This window comes from [Scytonema hofmanni] UTEX 2349, from assembly GCF_000582685.1.
In the GTDB taxonomy this organism is placed as follows: Bacteria; Cyanobacteriota; Cyanobacteriia; order Cyanobacteriales; family Nostocaceae; genus Hassallia; species Hassallia hofmanni.
Genome location: NZ_KK073769.1, coordinates 341052 through 354914, shown reverse-complemented (window position 1 = coordinate 354914; position 13863 = coordinate 341052). Strand labels below are relative to the sequence as shown.

At 41.5% G+C, this 13863-nt stretch carries 16 protein-coding genes and 1 pseudogene; 12 read left to right on the top strand and 5 right to left on the bottom strand.

All coding sequences use genetic code 11. From position 1 onward, the window contains the following. Positions 1-611 precede the first annotated feature (611 nt). The 6 genes from cysE (at position 612) to nifT (ending at position 4064) form a co-directional block, all read left to right on the top strand. Positions 612-1385, top strand: coding sequence for a serine O-acetyltransferase (cysE, locus tag TOL9009_RS0131515; protein WP_051503230.1), 774 nt, complete (start codon positions 612-614; stop codon positions 1383-1385). 77 nt (positions 1386-1462) lie between these two features. Beyond that, positions 1463-1720, top strand: a complete 258-nt coding sequence (locus TOL9009_RS0131510) for an Asr1405/Asl0597 family protein (RefSeq protein WP_029637394.1) — start codon at positions 1463-1465, stop codon at positions 1718-1720. Between the two features lie 168 nt (positions 1721-1888). Further along, a complete protein-coding gene (locus tag TOL9009_RS0131505; RefSeq protein WP_029637393.1) occupies positions 1889-2086 on the top strand; it encodes a DUF2949 domain-containing protein in 198 nt (65 codons plus the stop codon). Between the two features lie 391 nt (positions 2087-2477). Next, a complete protein-coding gene (gene nifV, locus TOL9009_RS0131500) occupies positions 2478-3611 on the top strand; it encodes a homocitrate synthase (protein ID WP_029637392.1) in 1134 nt (377 codons plus the stop codon). After that, on the top strand, positions 3598-3864 hold the full coding sequence (locus TOL9009_RS0131495; RefSeq protein ID WP_029637391.1) for a nitrogen fixation protein NifZ: 267 nt from the start codon (positions 3598-3600) through the stop codon (positions 3862-3864). The genes nifV and TOL9009_RS0131495 overlap by 14 nt, the downstream gene beginning before the upstream one ends. Next, on the top strand, positions 3861-4064 hold the full coding sequence (nifT, locus tag TOL9009_RS0131490; RefSeq protein WP_029637390.1) for a putative nitrogen fixation protein NifT: 204 nt from the start codon (positions 3861-3863) through the stop codon (positions 4062-4064). Before TOL9009_RS0131495 ends, nifT begins: the two co-directional genes overlap by 4 nt. Before the next feature lie 156 nt (positions 4065-4220). Here the strand turns inward: nifT and TOL9009_RS0131485 are convergent, their stop codons facing one another. Continuing rightward, the gene (locus TOL9009_RS0131485) at positions 4221-4499 is read right to left on the bottom strand and encodes a chitin binding peritrophin-A domain-containing protein (protein WP_029637389.1); all 279 of its coding nucleotides are present in this window, start codon (positions 4497-4499) and stop codon (positions 4221-4223) included. A gap of 224 nt (positions 4500-4723) precedes the next feature. On the opposite strand from TOL9009_RS0131485, the gene TOL9009_RS0131480 reads away from it, so the two are divergent. The 3 genes and pseudogenes from TOL9009_RS0131480 (at position 4724) to TOL9009_RS41120 (ending at position 6576) form a co-directional block, all read left to right on the top strand. Then, positions 4724-5278 (top strand): (2Fe-2S) ferredoxin domain-containing protein, encoded by a 555-nt coding sequence (locus tag TOL9009_RS0131480; RefSeq protein ID WP_029637388.1) that lies wholly within the window; start codon positions 4724-4726, stop codon positions 5276-5278. A gap of 241 nt (positions 5279-5519) precedes the next feature. Next, positions 5520-5702 (top strand): annotated as a pseudogene (locus TOL9009_RS0131475) (Uma2 family endonuclease); the annotation flags it as partial. 127 nt (positions 5703-5829) lie between these two features. Further along, positions 5830-6576, top strand: coding sequence for a Uma2 family endonuclease (locus tag TOL9009_RS41120; protein ID WP_051503163.1), 747 nt, complete (start codon positions 5830-5832; stop codon positions 6574-6576). 139 nt (positions 6577-6715) lie between these two features. Here the strand turns inward: TOL9009_RS41120 and TOL9009_RS0131465 are convergent, their stop codons facing one another. Then, on the bottom strand, positions 6716-8089 hold the full coding sequence (locus tag TOL9009_RS0131465; RefSeq protein ID WP_029637386.1) for a glycerol acyltransferase: 1374 nt from the start codon (positions 8087-8089) through the stop codon (positions 6716-6718). Positions 8090-8368: 279 nt separating this feature from the next. Here TOL9009_RS0131465 and TOL9009_RS0131460 point away from each other — a divergent pair, with 279 nt between their 5' ends. The 3 genes from TOL9009_RS0131460 (at position 8369) to TOL9009_RS0131450 (ending at position 12059) form a co-directional block, all read left to right on the top strand. Continuing rightward, positions 8369-10183 carry a proline--tRNA ligase gene (locus TOL9009_RS0131460; protein WP_029637385.1) on the top strand — a complete coding sequence of 605 codons (1815 nt, stop codon included), beginning with the start codon at positions 8369-8371 and terminating at the stop codon, positions 10181-10183. Positions 10184-10261: 78 nt separating this feature from the next. Then, the gene (locus tag TOL9009_RS0131455; RefSeq protein ID WP_029637384.1) at positions 10262-11041 is read left to right on the top strand and encodes an LmeA family phospholipid-binding protein; all 780 of its coding nucleotides are present in this window, start codon (positions 10262-10264) and stop codon (positions 11039-11041) included. Between the two features lie 397 nt (positions 11042-11438). Next, positions 11439-12059 carry a GerMN domain-containing protein gene (locus TOL9009_RS0131450; protein ID WP_029637383.1) on the top strand — a complete coding sequence of 207 codons (621 nt, stop codon included), beginning with the start codon at positions 11439-11441 and terminating at the stop codon, positions 12057-12059. Between the two features lie 145 nt (positions 12060-12204). Here TOL9009_RS0131450 and TOL9009_RS0131445 read toward each other — a convergent pair whose 3' ends face one another. The 3 genes from TOL9009_RS0131445 to efp form a co-directional block, all read right to left on the bottom strand. Then, on the bottom strand, positions 12205-12552 hold the full coding sequence (locus TOL9009_RS0131445) for an ArsR/SmtB family transcription factor (protein WP_029637382.1): 348 nt from the start codon (positions 12550-12552) through the stop codon (positions 12205-12207). A gap of 63 nt (positions 12553-12615) precedes the next feature. After that, positions 12616-13143, bottom strand: coding sequence for an acetyl-CoA carboxylase biotin carboxyl carrier protein (gene accB / locus TOL9009_RS0131440; protein ID WP_029637381.1), 528 nt, complete (start codon positions 13141-13143; stop codon positions 12616-12618). A 108-nt stretch (positions 13144-13251) separates the two neighbouring features. Then, positions 13252-13809, bottom strand: a complete 558-nt coding sequence (gene efp, locus TOL9009_RS0131435; RefSeq protein WP_029637380.1) for an elongation factor P — start codon at positions 13807-13809, stop codon at positions 13252-13254. Positions 13810-13863: the final 54 nt, after the last annotated feature.

The window sequence follows — 13863 nt, the reverse complement described above, 5'->3', positions numbered from 1 at the left end:
CCTCTCCTTGCTAAGGAGAGGGGGTAGGGGGTGAGGTAGAAAAGCAGGAAATGGCATTATTAATTTTCGTTCCTTAGACGAGGGGGAAACAAGGAGACAAGGAGAATAATTCTTCTTTCTCCCCTCCCTCCTTCAGCAGATGCAGCGATGAGATTTTAAATGGTATTTGTACATACAGACAAGAGAAGCCTAAAAAAAAATAAAGAAATTCGTTTTTTCCTGACTTGAATAATAGGATATATTTAGTAACTCGATATACAGAAGTTTTATTTTTAAGTTGAATACTTCATCTTTAAGTGAAGATGAGTACAAGTTAAGTTTTAAGAAAATATTTTGCAGAAATGCTTACTCAGCCTTACATTAAAGAAGCTGAAGGTTGAGTGCAGAAATACTTACTCCCCTACCCCGAAATACTAGTACCCTATCCTAAAAATACTAGCACCCCTACCCCCAAGGAAATTTTAAATTTCCCTTAAATCGTGGTTTGGGGTTATGAGTACAACCTTAATCAATTCAATAAAATCAAATATGCATCGGATGGACTGCCCTATTCAGAGTCGCCTGCTATAAGCATAAAAACAGCACACGGCTCTTTTACTCAGGCTTAGATGATGCAACGTCTCGACGACAGTATTAAAAATTCACCCACGCCGGATTATACGAATACCGACTTGCTGAAAAATCTGCTTTATAGAGCTTTTTTTGAGCAGATTTCGAGTGATTTTCGCATTATCTTTGAGCGCGATCCGGCGGCACGTAATTGGCTAGAAGTGCTGTTTTGCTACCCAGGATTACATGCACTTTGTTTGCATCGTCTTGCTCACTGGTTGCACTGCCGGGGAGTAAGTTTCATTCCGCGTTTGATTTCACATTTTGGGCGGTTTTTCACAGGAATTGAAATTCACCCAGGTGCAAAGATTGGTAAAGGTGTATTTATCGACCACGGTATGGGCGTTGTCATTGGTGAAACTGCCATTGTGGGAGATTATACGCTAATTTACCAAGATGTGACTCTGGGCGGAACTGGAAAAGAAGAAGGTAAACGTCATCCCACTTTAGGCAAAAACGTTGTGGTGGGAGCCGGTGCGAAAATTTTAGGCAATATTCAAATTGGCGATCGCGTTCGTGTCGGCGCCGGTTCAGTTGTTTTACGCGATGTCTCCTCAGATTCTACCGTCGTGGGAATTCCCGGACGCACTATTTGCCGCAAAGAAAGCCTCTCCCCTTTAGAACATGGAAAGTTACCCGATGTCGAAGCGTCGGTAATGCACACTTTGCTCTCTCGCGTTGAGCAACTCGAACAACAACTGCAAATTCTCAAAAATCATCATCAGACAACAGTAGAGACGCGATATATCGCGTCTCTACAAATCAAGAGTAAATAGCCAATATTTATTCTCCTCCTTGTCCCCCTTGTCCCCTAGTCTCCCTGTCCCCTAGTCCCCATTCCCAATCCCCAATTATGCCACCTTGTAGTAATTCCGATGCTTTAGACGAGCAAGTTTTGCAAATTCCTTTATGCGATCGCTGGAGAATTCATCACCGTTTACAAGAATTAATGATTCCTTGTTCTTGTCCGGCTGATGGATCTTTGCGGGTACGAGTAAATAGTTGTATAACAGCGATTCTTGTCCGTAGTATCGTGATGCAATTTTTTGCTTCACGTCACGAGTTAGTTCACTGGTTAGAGCGTTGCTGGAATTACAGCGATAATTACTGAGTATCCGGACAATTTTTAGCAGAAATTAGCATACATTTAGCTGTTATCCAAACTGTTAAAAATGAACATTTTTCCACATGTGACAGTGATTAAAAAGGTGAAATTATCAAAGTTGACTTTTAATTTCAAATTTTTAATTATTTATTCGGTGAAGGAGTTAAATTTTCGATGATAGTAGCTCGCAGCGATACAAAATTTCTCAATTTTTTGCATCAAGAACTTTTGCTTACAACTGCCGATATCGCTGTGGCACTGCGGCATCGGGAATTAGAGAGAGGTCCCTTACCAATGCTTCTTTGGCAGTATGGTCTAATAAACTTAGAGCAGCTAGAAAGAATTTTTGATTGGCTGGAAAACCAAATTTAGGAACCGTTCGCTTATTAACTTATAGCATGATGAATTGTCTACCCTAAATGCCAACATTTTGGAACTACATGAGGATTTTGCCATGATTTTTAATTTCTTAGCTAGAAGCACGCATTGAATTTGTCCGGTAATTGCTAGTAGCTGTATTAGCTACCTGCTGCTAGAACCCATAAAGTATCCTACGGAAAAGAAGAAATTGTAATTTATACCTTGATTTAGTTCTATCTCATACAGATGCGCTGTTAGTAATTGGTTAATAATGAAAAAATATGAAATGTGATATTTTTCAGCATTTACCGTCGAGCATCAACTGTCATTACCAGGATCAAGAAAAGTAGCACTGCAATCGGTGAAAGGGTATTAGGAAAACTTCCCATCTAGGATATTAGATATGAATCAAGTGATCATTAATGACACGACGCTGCGTGACGGTGAGCAAGCGGCAGGTGTTGCTTTTACTTTAGAAGAGAAAGTAGCGATCGCCAAATTTTTGGATGCAATGGGTGTTCAAGAATTAGAAGTCGGAATTCCGGCGATGGGCGAGGAAGAAATACGTGCTATATCTATAATTAATAATATGGGTTTGCAAGCCAAGTTATTAGGCTGGAACCGTGCTGTTATCTCAGATATTCAAGCTTCTATGGCTTGTGGTTTACAACGAGTGCATATTTCTATTCCCGTCTCCGGAATTCAAATTGCCGCCAAATTTCACGGTCAATGGCGTGTAACTTTGCAACAATTGAGAGATTCTATCAGCTTTGCGGTTGATAAGGGTCTTTGGGTTGCAGTGGGAGGTGAAGATTCATCTAGAGCTGATGACAACTTTCTTTTAGATGTCGCACTTTATGCTCAAGAGTGGGGTGCTTCTAGGTTTCGCTTCTGCGATACCGTCGGGGTTCTCGAACCATTCGGCACTTTCACTAAAGTAAAGCGATTGGTGAATGCTTTGATGATTCCCGTGGAAATCCACACCCACAATGATTTTGGTTTAGCGACTGCTAACGCCTTATCGGGTATCAAAGCTGGTGCGTTATCAGTAAATACCACAGTTAACGGGTTGGGTGAAAGAGCCGGAAATGCAGCTTTAGAAGAAGTTGTCATGGCAATGAAGCGCATCCACAATGTTGATTTGGGCATTGAAACCCCTCGGTTATTGGAACTTTCCCGACTTGTGGCTTCAGCATCAGGTTCTAGTGTGCCTCCTTGGAAAGCGATCGTAGGTGACAACACCTTTGCTCACGAATCTGGTATTCATGCTCACGGTGTCCTACAAAACCCCATGACCTACGAACCATTTGCCCCCGAAGAAGTAGGTTGGGAGCGACGTTTGGTTTTAGGTAAACATTCTGGTCGTCATTTGGTATCTAACTTACTTCAGCAGCACGGTATTAGCCTGAACTCAGATGAAACCAAATCTATCTTGGATGCAGTACGACAGCAGTCGGTTCAGAAAAAACGCAGCTTGACTACACAAGAACTTTTAAATTTGGTGGAAGAACAGAGGTATTCTCATGCAGCGCGATGAATTAGAACTGGATTTGCCTCCAGTCTTTGAAATAGGTCAAAAAGTCCGACTTCGCAAGTTAATCAAAAATGATGGTACATTTCCCGGTCAAGAAATCGGGGCAGTTTTAGCGAAAAAGGGCGATATTGGCTACATTGCCAGTATTGGCACTTTTTTACAAAGTTCGTATATTTATGCGGTGCATTTTTTGGAAACAGGATTCATCGTAGGCTGTCAGAAAAAAGAATTAGAAGCTGTTGAGGAAACTAAATGAAAGTAATGCTGCGGATGAATGATGCGGGAAATTTAATTGCCTACGTTGCTAAAAAAGACTTAGAAGAAGAAGTTGTTAAGCAAACAGCCGGTGACGACGGAATGGTTTTTACTTTAGCTAATGGTTGGGAATTGGAATTTTCCAACTTGCCAGAACCGTTAAAGTTACCACAAACTTTTGAAGCAAAACGGCTGGCTTAAAAAGAGTTAGTGGATAGTGGATAGTGGATGGTGGTTAGTGGTTAGTTGATAACTGTTAACCAACAACTATCAACTATAGGGCTAATTACTTGCTGCTTAGTGAACTGATTTCAGGTGTATTTGCCCTGTGCGATCGCGCACGAGGTTTCTTAGTTGCTATTCCATAGGCTTGTAGCATTGACTACTGGGGTTGACCGCCCAAGGGTGGTTACAAGTTGTCAATTCTGGATCGAAAACGGTACCCGGACCACAGTCAAAATCGAACTTTGTGAATTCACCATCAAAATCTACGCAACGGTAGAATCTGGAGCAGTCCTCTGGATTGGGGAAAAATCCTTCAGTTGTACATGCCTTAATATCAGCAGCGAGTGCAGGGCTGATGGCGATCCACATTGCTAAAATTATTCCACAACAGCACAACAGTATTTTTTTCATGGTTTATTTTACTTGTAAATTATGAGTTGGCGTACCAATTTAAATATGTTCTCACCATCAAAGCGAGAATGCAAGGACAGATAAGACAGTTAAAGAAAAAACAACAGACAGTTAAGACATTTAGAGTTGATTTGTAGACAAAAGCATAGTTTTATTTTGTTTGGTTGCAAGCTCAACTTTATCGATTTAACGGGATTTAAACAACTATCAACCAATAATCAAAAATGAGCGACAAATATCTGACAATATCAGAATTTAATCTTGAAGGAGAATTACTAAGTTTTATTGGTGAGAAACCAAAAAAGCCGAAATATTTGCGCTTAGTAGTTTCTTCTGAAGAAGTAGAAATTAAAATTCCAAAAGAATTGCGTACCTCTATTAGTGTATCTTTAGTACCAGGTGATAAAATTCGCGTTGTTGGTGTTAGTAAGTTAAATAAGCTGACAGGGGAACTCAAACTGAAGGCTGATGGTGTGTCTCGAAGTGGTGTTTGCCCAAAACAAAACGCACCTTCTCAAAAAGCACGGATTATGATATGTCAAAAATCCGGTTGTTTGAAGCGTGGTGGTAAAGGTTTGTTGTCAGAATTAGAGCAGACTTTATGCGATCGCGGTCTATTAGATCGAGTTACAATCGAGCGTACCAGCTGCCAAAAAACTTGTAGCAGCGCACCCAATTGTATTTTACAGGTTGGTAAGAAGCAATACAACAAAGTGCGCCCAGAAGCGATCGCTTCTCTGTTGGAAAATCACTTCACTCGTAAAAGCGATGAATGCTAACTCTGACAGGACTTACGCACGGACTACTTATTTCCGTCATTGCGACGCAAGGAAGCAATCTCAAAGTCTTGTTTTCTCGATCAGGAGTGCGTAAGTCCTATCTGATTAGAAAGCTTTTCATTAAATAGACATCTGGTATAAATTAAATATGCGTTATCCAGAATCTTTAGAGACGTAGCACTGCTACGTCTCTACATTCTTTTTGACACCTATGTCTAATAAATATATTACAATCAAACGTCTCTCTGATTATTGGATATTTAATTTAGTAGATAATTACCTGGAATCTTACAGCGAACCTTATCAAAATTTATCAGATAAATTCGGTTATCGCCGCAAGTTTATTTATCTGCCGAATGAATCAATTAATTTGCCTTATTTTCCTGATTTAACTCTTGATTTCTCTAAAGTTTTTCCCGGATGATGTATTTAACTTCACTCGCTACAATATATAAAAACACTCTGCGAAACTTTGCGAAACCTTTGCGTTCCTTTGCGTTAAAAAAATGATTTCGATGGCAATATAATCAATTTAAAATAAATGAATCGTCATGCTAGACTACAATACGCCTGAGTATTTACCCTCCTCAGAAGAGTTACCTTGCTCCGACGATACCCCTGTGGATAATGAACTACAAAACCTGATTCCCAATTTGTTAAAAGCCATTTTAGCTTTAATTTGGCAAGACCGATGGGACTGGTTTTTTGGTGTTGATATGGGAATCTACGATCGCACCGGTCAAATTCGACGAACTCCAATAATTCCCGATGGTTTCTTAAGTTTAGGAGTACCGCGTCGCAAAAATGATCCAAAGGGGCGTTTAAGTTACGTTTTGTTAGAAGAAAATAATATTGCTCCTATTTTGGTGTTAGAACTTGTTTCTCAAACCTACGGGAAAGAATACGAAGAGAAAATTAACGCTTATGCTCGGCTGGGCGTGTTGTATTATGTGATTTACAACCCTGAATATTATCAGCGTGACAAACATCAACCTTTTGAGGTTTATCGTTTAGAAAATGGCGTATATTTGCTTTGTTCTGGTGAACCAGTGTGGATGCCAGAAATAGGATTGGGAATTGGTAGAGGTCAAGGTGTCCATGAAGGATGGCAGCGTGAGTGGTTATACTGGTTTGATGAACAAGGAAACAGATTCCCCACTCCTGAAGAAGTTGCACAACAGCAAAGTTTTCGCGCACAACAAGAAAGACAGCAAAGAGAGTTAGCTGAACAACAAGCAGCAGAAATGCAAGCTTTGTTACAACGGTATCGCGATCGCTTTGGGGAATTGTCTGAGTGATGTTGGTTGATGGTTGTTGGTTGTTGGTTGTTAGTAGATAATTGTTGACCGTCAACTATCCACTATCCACTATCCACTATCCACTATCCACTATCCACCATCCACTATCCACTATCCACTATCCACCATCCACTATCCCTCAAATCAATTTTTCCATCGCTTGTTGCAAATCTTTTGTTAAGTCAGCAACTGATTGTCTCGCACCTTGACGAGTTGCTTTATATACAGGATAGCGAGCAGAAACTGATATCGGTTCACCGATAGTAATTTTTGCTTTTTGCTTACCTAATTGCGGACGCTTAAAGGGATTACTGCCTTTAATTCGTGTTACCATATCCCATAAAAGTAAGGTTGTTTCCGCAAACCTTTCTGCTGTCGGTTTTTCTTGAATGTATTTAACTGTGACTGCAACGAAGCTTTCTACAAGTCGCATGTGCCACATCCGCAAATTCGCTTCTTCGGCAATGCGATCGCCTAAACGTTTTTCCACATCAGACAGCGCTTTTACATCTTTAAACTCTTCTCTAAATATATAATTCCATCCCGCTTGTTCTACTCGACGACAGCGATCGATTAAATTTCCTTTCGACTGCAAATCAAAATATTGCTCTGGTACTTGTAAAATTATATTTAACATCGCTTGCAATCGAGCTGCTAACGCTTCATTTCTATCATGTCCTTCTGCAATGTTGATTTCTGGCAGCTTTTGATGGTAAAATCGCGTGTAAAACTGTTCCATCAAGGACATTAAATGTTCAGCTACATTTAACAACCTCGGATAAAGCGACTCAAAGGTAGCATTACTTTGTTGTATAGGTAAACCGCTAGCTGCTTCTAATTCACTTAGAATATGAGCGATCGCTTGCCAAGGCGCTTCGATATAACTATATTTGATTCCAACTGGTACAATTAAAACTTGTTCAGAGCGTTGTGCTTTGTGCAAATCTTCCGCGCACCAAAAACTTAATTGCGCGATTCCCGGTTCTAATGGACTAATAAACTCACTCAAACCATTAGTACCACCTTCTGGCGCCGCCGCCATCGGGAATTTTCCATTTACAAATAATTCCCGTGCCGATCGCAAACCCGTCCAATCAGCTTTACCGCGTTGAATTGGCGTCGCATCCAAATTAGAAGCGATCCAACCGACATGGGAACCAGCCCATAAAGGAATACCGCGATCGTAGATAAAATGAGCATGAATCGGCGACTCTAGTATTGTACCCTGATAACGTGCTACCTTTGGCACGAGTTGACTCATCAAATAAGCTAAACAAAATGGATCGTCTGTCTTGGGATGACGAAACGCCAACATAAAGCGGATTTTACCATCTTGAAATTGGCGATAGAGGTCTACCAAAATCTCTACTTTATCTGCTTCCACATCAGCGATCGCAGTTTTCCAACGCATCCAACTGGGTAAAAACAGATGGACAAGTTTCAAAAATAACGGGTTCTGTGTCGGTGGTATAAATTCTAAAGGTGGTTGTGCTTGATAAATTACATCAGACAAAGCGGTTTTCTCCTGGATTTAGGGACTGGGGTGTTTCAAACCCTCACCCTTCCAGGGTGAGGCTATACAAACAAAGCCTGCCTTCGCAGGCTGAAAACCTTAATTTTCTTAGCCCACGAAGGTGGGCTTCGCTCGTATAGCCGCACCCTTCAGGGTGTCGGGTACTAAAAGAAAAAATTGAGGCAGAAAGTTTAAGACTTTACACTTTATACTTCATACTTGATACTTCAATAGACTTTAACTGAGATAAAAATTATCGAATTTGGAAAGGGACACACGATGCGACTGTCACAAATGTTATTCGTTACACTCCGGGACGATCCAGCTGATGCCGAGATTCCCAGCCACAAATTACTAGTCCGTGCAGGTTATATTCGTCGCATCGGTCGTGGTGTCTACGCATATCTACCGTTTATGTGGCGAGTTTTACAAAAAGTATCTCAGATTGTGCGCGAAGAAATGAACGCGACAAACGCACAAGAATGTTTGTTACCGCAATTACAACCCGCTGAGTTATGGCGCGAATCTGGTCGGTGGGATACTTATACTAAAGCTGAGGGAATCATGTTTTCCCTGATCGATCGCAAAGACGAACAATTGGCGCTAGGTCCAACTCACGAGGAAATAATTACAGCGATCGCTCGTGATATGATTCGCTCATACCGCCAATTACCACTGCATCTCTACCAAATTCAAACTAAGTTCCGCGATGAAATTCGTCCCCGCTTCGGTTTAATGCGCGGACGGGAATTTATTATGAAGGATGGCTACTCCTTTGACACCGATGAAGAAAGCCTGAAAAAAACTTACCAAGATATGTACACAGCATACAGCAATATGCTGCGACGCTGTGGTTTAGCTTTCAGAGCCGTGGATGCTGATTCTGGGGCAATTGGTGGATCTGGTTCTACAGAATTTATGGTGCTGGCGGAAGCTGGGGAAGATGAAGTTCTTTATACTGAAGATGGTAAATATGCCGCTAACGTGGAAAAGGCTGTTTCTTTACCCGTTGATGCTGAACCTTCCCAGTTTACCACCTTCGAGAAACGCGAAACTCCAGGGACAGAGACAATTGAGACACTTTGCCAATTCCTGAAATGTTCTCCGACCCAAGTTGTCAAAAACGTCCTTTATGAGACAGTTTACGATAATGGGATGACAGTTTTGGTGCTGGTGAGCATTCGCGGCGATCAAGAAGTTAACCAAATCAAGTTGCAGAATGAGTTAACAAAACTAGCTTCGCAGTATAACGCTAACACGGTTATCGGTTTAAGCGTACCAGATGGAGAAGCGCAACAAAAATGGGCGGCAAAATCTCTTCCTTTAGGTTACATTGCCCCGGATATTGCCGATGATTATATTCAGTCTACCAAAGATGTTTCACCGAAGTTTGTCCGCTTAGTTGATAAAACCGCAGTCGATTTAAAGAACTTTGTCACCGGCGCGAATGAGTCAGGTTATCACGTAGTTGGGGCAAATTGGTCAGAGCAAATTAAATTACCATCATTAATAGTAGATGTGCGTAAAGCCATTGCAGGCGATCGCGCCCAACACAACCCAGAACAAACTCTGCAAACAGCGCGGGGAATCGAAGTAGGGCATATTTTCCAACTTGGAACCAAATATTCCAAAGTAATGGGAGCAAATTATACCAACGAACAAGGTGAAGAAAAGCCTTTATATATGGGTTGTTATGGCTTTGGTGTATCTCGACTCGCTCAATCCGCCATAGAACAGTCTTATGACAAAGACGGGATCATCTTTCCAGTAGCGATCGCACCTTATCACGCCATAGTCACAATCCCTAACATAAAAGACGCTCAACAAATCGAAATCGCAGAAAAACTTTACACTGAACTTAATCAAGCGGGAGTAGAAACCTTACTCGATGACCGCGATGAGCGTGCAGGCGTTAAATTCAAAGACGCCGACTTAATAGGCATCCCCTACAGGATTGTAACAGGAAGAGCGATCGCCAACAACAAAGTCGAAGTAGTCGAACGCCGGACTCGCCAAACTCAAGAAATCGCCATCGATGAAGTCGTAACAACCCTAAAACAATGGATTTCCCAAGCAATAGAAATTAAAAATTAAATACAGGGGTTCGCAGAAAAATACTCTGCGAACCTCCGCGCAAACCTCAGCGTTCCTTTGCGTTAAAATCCAAAAAAAATGGAATTCCTCACAATCCTCCTCTCAGGTTTGCTAGGTTTAGTTTCCCCCGTGGGAATCGTAGTTGATCGCACTGCGGAAAATGCCATCCGTTCACAGTTTGTCAAAGTTGGAGAATTGCGAGTGCGTGTAGATAATGCACCCAGTTATCAATTATTGCAAGGTAAAGTAGAACGGGTGAGAATTGCCGGACGTTCTTTACAATTAAAAAGGCAAAATATCCGGATTGCAGTTTTAGAATTAGAAAGCGATCGCATTGAAATAAAACCGCATAGTTTAACTCGCAAACCTCAATTAAAAAAGCCTTTACAAGCGGGAGTGCGGTTAGTTTTGACCCAAGAAGATATTAATCAAGCCTTGCGATCGCCACAAATAATAGCTAGGCTACAAAACTTAAACATTAATTTACGATATTTTGCAAATACAAGGGCTAAGACTGTATACAATTTAGTCAATCCACAGGTACAATTTTTACCTAATAACCGCTTGCAAATCCAAGCAGAATTACAGGAAAAACAAAAAAGCAAACCACTTTTAATTAAAGCAGAATCAGGAGTGAGTATAGTTAATGGCGGACAAATCCAGCTAGTAAATTTAGTTGCAGAAGTAGATAAAGTAGAAGTTCCACCAAGACTTATTAATGTAATCCTAAATAAGATCAACAAACGATTAAATTTACGTAACCTAGAAGGTGGCGGACTGCAAGCGCGAATTCTAAAATTGAAGATAAGCCAAGGAGAATTAGAGATGGCAGCATTTATAAGGATAGACCCATCCTAAGCGAAAATTGGAAACTCCCGGCTTATAAGTATCGTCGTTACCCAGGCTTCTACTTACCAATCTGGGAGGGGGAAAGGGGAAAGGAAACAGGACTTACGCAAAATACTTCTCAAACCCTTATTGCTCTGTTTCCTCTGCGATCTGGTGCGGTTCGTTTTTCCGTTATTGCTGCGTAAGTCCTGGGAAAAAAGGGAAAAGGTGAAGAAGTTATTTAAAAAAGCTTTAAACTTTTTTTCTTATATGACCCCCTGTAGGGGTTTGAAGCCCACTCATAAAGGAGGTCTCATATAGCTCCGGGGTTACAATCCACGAACAATTCTTCCCCCCCCTTTCCCCTTTCCCCTTTACCCCTCTTCATGAAATAAATATTATCTTAGCTCTCAGGAAGCTTTTAAACATGAAAGACCAACAAGGATCTAAACGTATTTCTTCAGGTGTAATTGCAGCTGTTTCAGCCGCAGTTATAGCCGTCAGTGGTGGTGTAGCTTGGTTTACTTGGAATGCCAATCATCCTGGAGTGCCAACACCTGGAGCTACAAGCTTACCAAATTCAGGCAATACTATACCAACTCAACCTGTTAACCAAGCAACTAATATTTATTGGTTGAAAGATAATGGTAGAAACTTGGAATTTGTTCCCCAGCCAGTTCAAGTTCAAGGTAAAGCATCTAGTAACAAGCCTGACCAAGTTTTAGAAGTGGTTTTCCAAAGTTTGTTAGCAGGACCAACTGAAGGAACTGGTTCTACCACCATCCCCAAAGGAACAAAATTAGAAAGTTTAAAGGTGAAAAATGATGAAATCCACGTTAATTTATCTAATGAATTTACTAGTGGAGGTGGTAGTACTTCAATGATGGGTCGTCTAGGACAAGTTATTTACACAGCTACCACTTTGAATCCCACCGCCAAAGTATACATTGATGTGAACGGTAAAAAATTAGAAACTTTAGGCGGTGAAGGTTTGGAAGTAGAACAGCCACTAACTCGCGAAAGCTTTAAGAAAGACTATTCGCTTTAGGAACATGGTTATTGGTTAGTGGTTAATGGTTAATGGTTGGTGGGTAGTGGTTAGTGGTTGGTGGGTAGTGGGTAGTGGTTAAGAGTAATTTTTCGTACCTAACAACCAACAACCAACAACTAACAACCAACAACCAACAACCAACTTAGATTTTGCTGTTCAAAATGCGAAAACTACGAGCTTGCTGTTCTAACCTTGTGGCAAGGCGATCGCAAACCCGATTGCACAAATCAAAAATCATTTCGTCTTCCACACGGTAATAAGCGCAAGTTCCTTCACTGCGACGGCTGAGGATTCCCGCTTGCCACATTACCTTCAGGTGTTTTGACACATTTGCCTGAGAAGTTTGTGTTGCCTCTACCAACTCTTGCACGCATTTTTCATCATCCCGTAGTAAGTGCAACAGCCGCAAGCGCATCGGTTCACTCAACAGGCTGAAGTATTCGGCGACTTGTTGCACCACTTCAGGGGGTATAGGCAACACTTGTTTCATTACTGTTTAACCCGCAAGGACAGAAAATATCAACAATTACTCATTTCATATATAGATTAATACTTAATCAGGGTTAATTTTCATCAAAGGTTGACCATATTCGACTGGTTCGCCGTTTTGCACCAAAATTTCCATCACTTGTCCGGATATTTCGGCTTCGATCTCATTCATCAGCTTCATTGCTTCGATAATGCAGACAGTTTGACCGCTTTTGACGCGATCGCCCACTTCCACAAAAGACGATTCACCTGGAGCCGGAGCGCGATAAAATGTTCCCACCATCGGGGAAGGAACTTCTACTAATCGCTGGTCAAGCGTCGAATTTTGTGCTGAGGACGGCGCCCCAGTCCCGGCATTTTCTGTAACGCGACTTGTGGCAATCTCCGGTAAAGGAGTAAATGCCACTTGGGGTGCAGTTGGTGTCGTTGTCAATCCCGATCCAGCTGCACCGCTAACCTGTGCTTGATTGCTGACGTTAACCGCCTTACGTACCGTTAATTCAAAATCGTTACTTTTAAGGGTTACTTCTGCAATATCCGTTTGTGCAATAGTTACCAGCAATTGGCGGATTTCATTAAAGTCCAATGGCACAGTTTTTTTACCTCAACCTAACCGTATGAAATGTTTTTCGTGGCACAAAGCTGGCATCCCGATTTGAGAGGGAAATTTTCAGGTGAGATAAAACAGGTGAGATAAAAATTATTCCCTGCTGATGTACTTATCTTCCTGCGTATCAATTCTGATACGTTCTCCCTGAGCAATAAACAAAGGAACCATTATAGTTGCGCCAGTTTCTAGAGTTGCTGGTTTTGATCCGCCTGTGGCAGTGTCACCTTTGACACCTGGATCTGTTTGGACAATTTCCAAAACCACAGACTTAGGCAATTCCACACCCAGCACCTGCTCACCCCAACGGATGACTTCAGCTTCCATACCTTCTTTGAGGTATTTTACGCGATCGCCAATTTGTTTAGCGCTCAATTTGCCTTCTTCATAAGTTTCCATATCCATAAAGACAAACTCATCGCCGTCTTTATAGGTAAACTGCATCGTGCTTTTTTCTAGATTAGCCTGGGGCACAGTTTCCCCAGCTCGGAAGGTTTTTTCTACCACACTCCCACTCTGGACATTTTTCAGCTTTGTTCGCACAAAGGCAGAACCTTTACCTGGCTTAACGTGCAGGAATTCTATCACCCGCCATACAGACCCATCTAAAACAATTGAAACACCGGGTCGAAAGTCGTTACTGGAGATCATGAAGCTTTTACTCTTTGGAAGACAATCGGCATTTATTGTACCCTTCAAGCGGGG

Coding starts and splice junctions, on each gene's coding strand:
- TOL9009_RS0131505 (WP_029637393.1), top strand. CDS start 1,889: ATGATAGTAGCTCGCAGCGATACAAAATTTCTCAATTTTTTGCATCAA.
- TOL9009_RS0131450 (WP_029637383.1), top strand. CDS start 11,439: ATGAAAGACCAACAAGGATCTAAACGTATTTCTTCAGGTGTAATTGCA.
- TOL9009_RS0131480 (WP_029637388.1), top strand. CDS start 4,724: ATGAGCGACAAATATCTGACAATATCAGAATTTAATCTTGAAGGAGAA.
- cysE (WP_051503230.1), top strand. CDS start 612: ATGCAACGTCTCGACGACAGTATTAAAAATTCACCCACGCCGGATTAT.
- efp (WP_029637380.1), bottom strand. CDS start 13,809: ATGATCTCCAGTAACGACTTTCGACCCGGTGTTTCAATTGTTTTAGAT.
- TOL9009_RS0131495 (WP_029637391.1), top strand. CDS start 3,598: ATGCAGCGCGATGAATTAGAACTGGATTTGCCTCCAGTCTTTGAAATA.
- TOL9009_RS41120 (WP_051503163.1), top strand. CDS start 5,830: ATGCTAGACTACAATACGCCTGAGTATTTACCCTCCTCAGAAGAGTTA.
- TOL9009_RS0131455 (WP_029637384.1), top strand. CDS start 10,262: ATGGAATTCCTCACAATCCTCCTCTCAGGTTTGCTAGGTTTAGTTTCC.
- TOL9009_RS0131485 (WP_029637389.1), bottom strand. CDS start 4,499: ATGAAAAAAATACTGTTGTGCTGTTGTGGAATAATTTTAGCAATGTGG.
- TOL9009_RS0131445 (WP_029637382.1), bottom strand. CDS start 12,552: ATGAAACAAGTGTTGCCTATACCCCCTGAAGTGGTGCAACAAGTCGCC.
- nifT (WP_029637390.1), top strand. CDS start 3,861: ATGAAAGTAATGCTGCGGATGAATGATGCGGGAAATTTAATTGCCTAC.
- TOL9009_RS0131460 (WP_029637385.1), top strand. CDS start 8,369: ATGCGACTGTCACAAATGTTATTCGTTACACTCCGGGACGATCCAGCT.
- TOL9009_RS0131510 (WP_029637394.1), top strand. CDS start 1,463: ATGCCACCTTGTAGTAATTCCGATGCTTTAGACGAGCAAGTTTTGCAA.
- nifV (WP_029637392.1), top strand. CDS start 2,478: ATGAATCAAGTGATCATTAATGACACGACGCTGCGTGACGGTGAGCAA.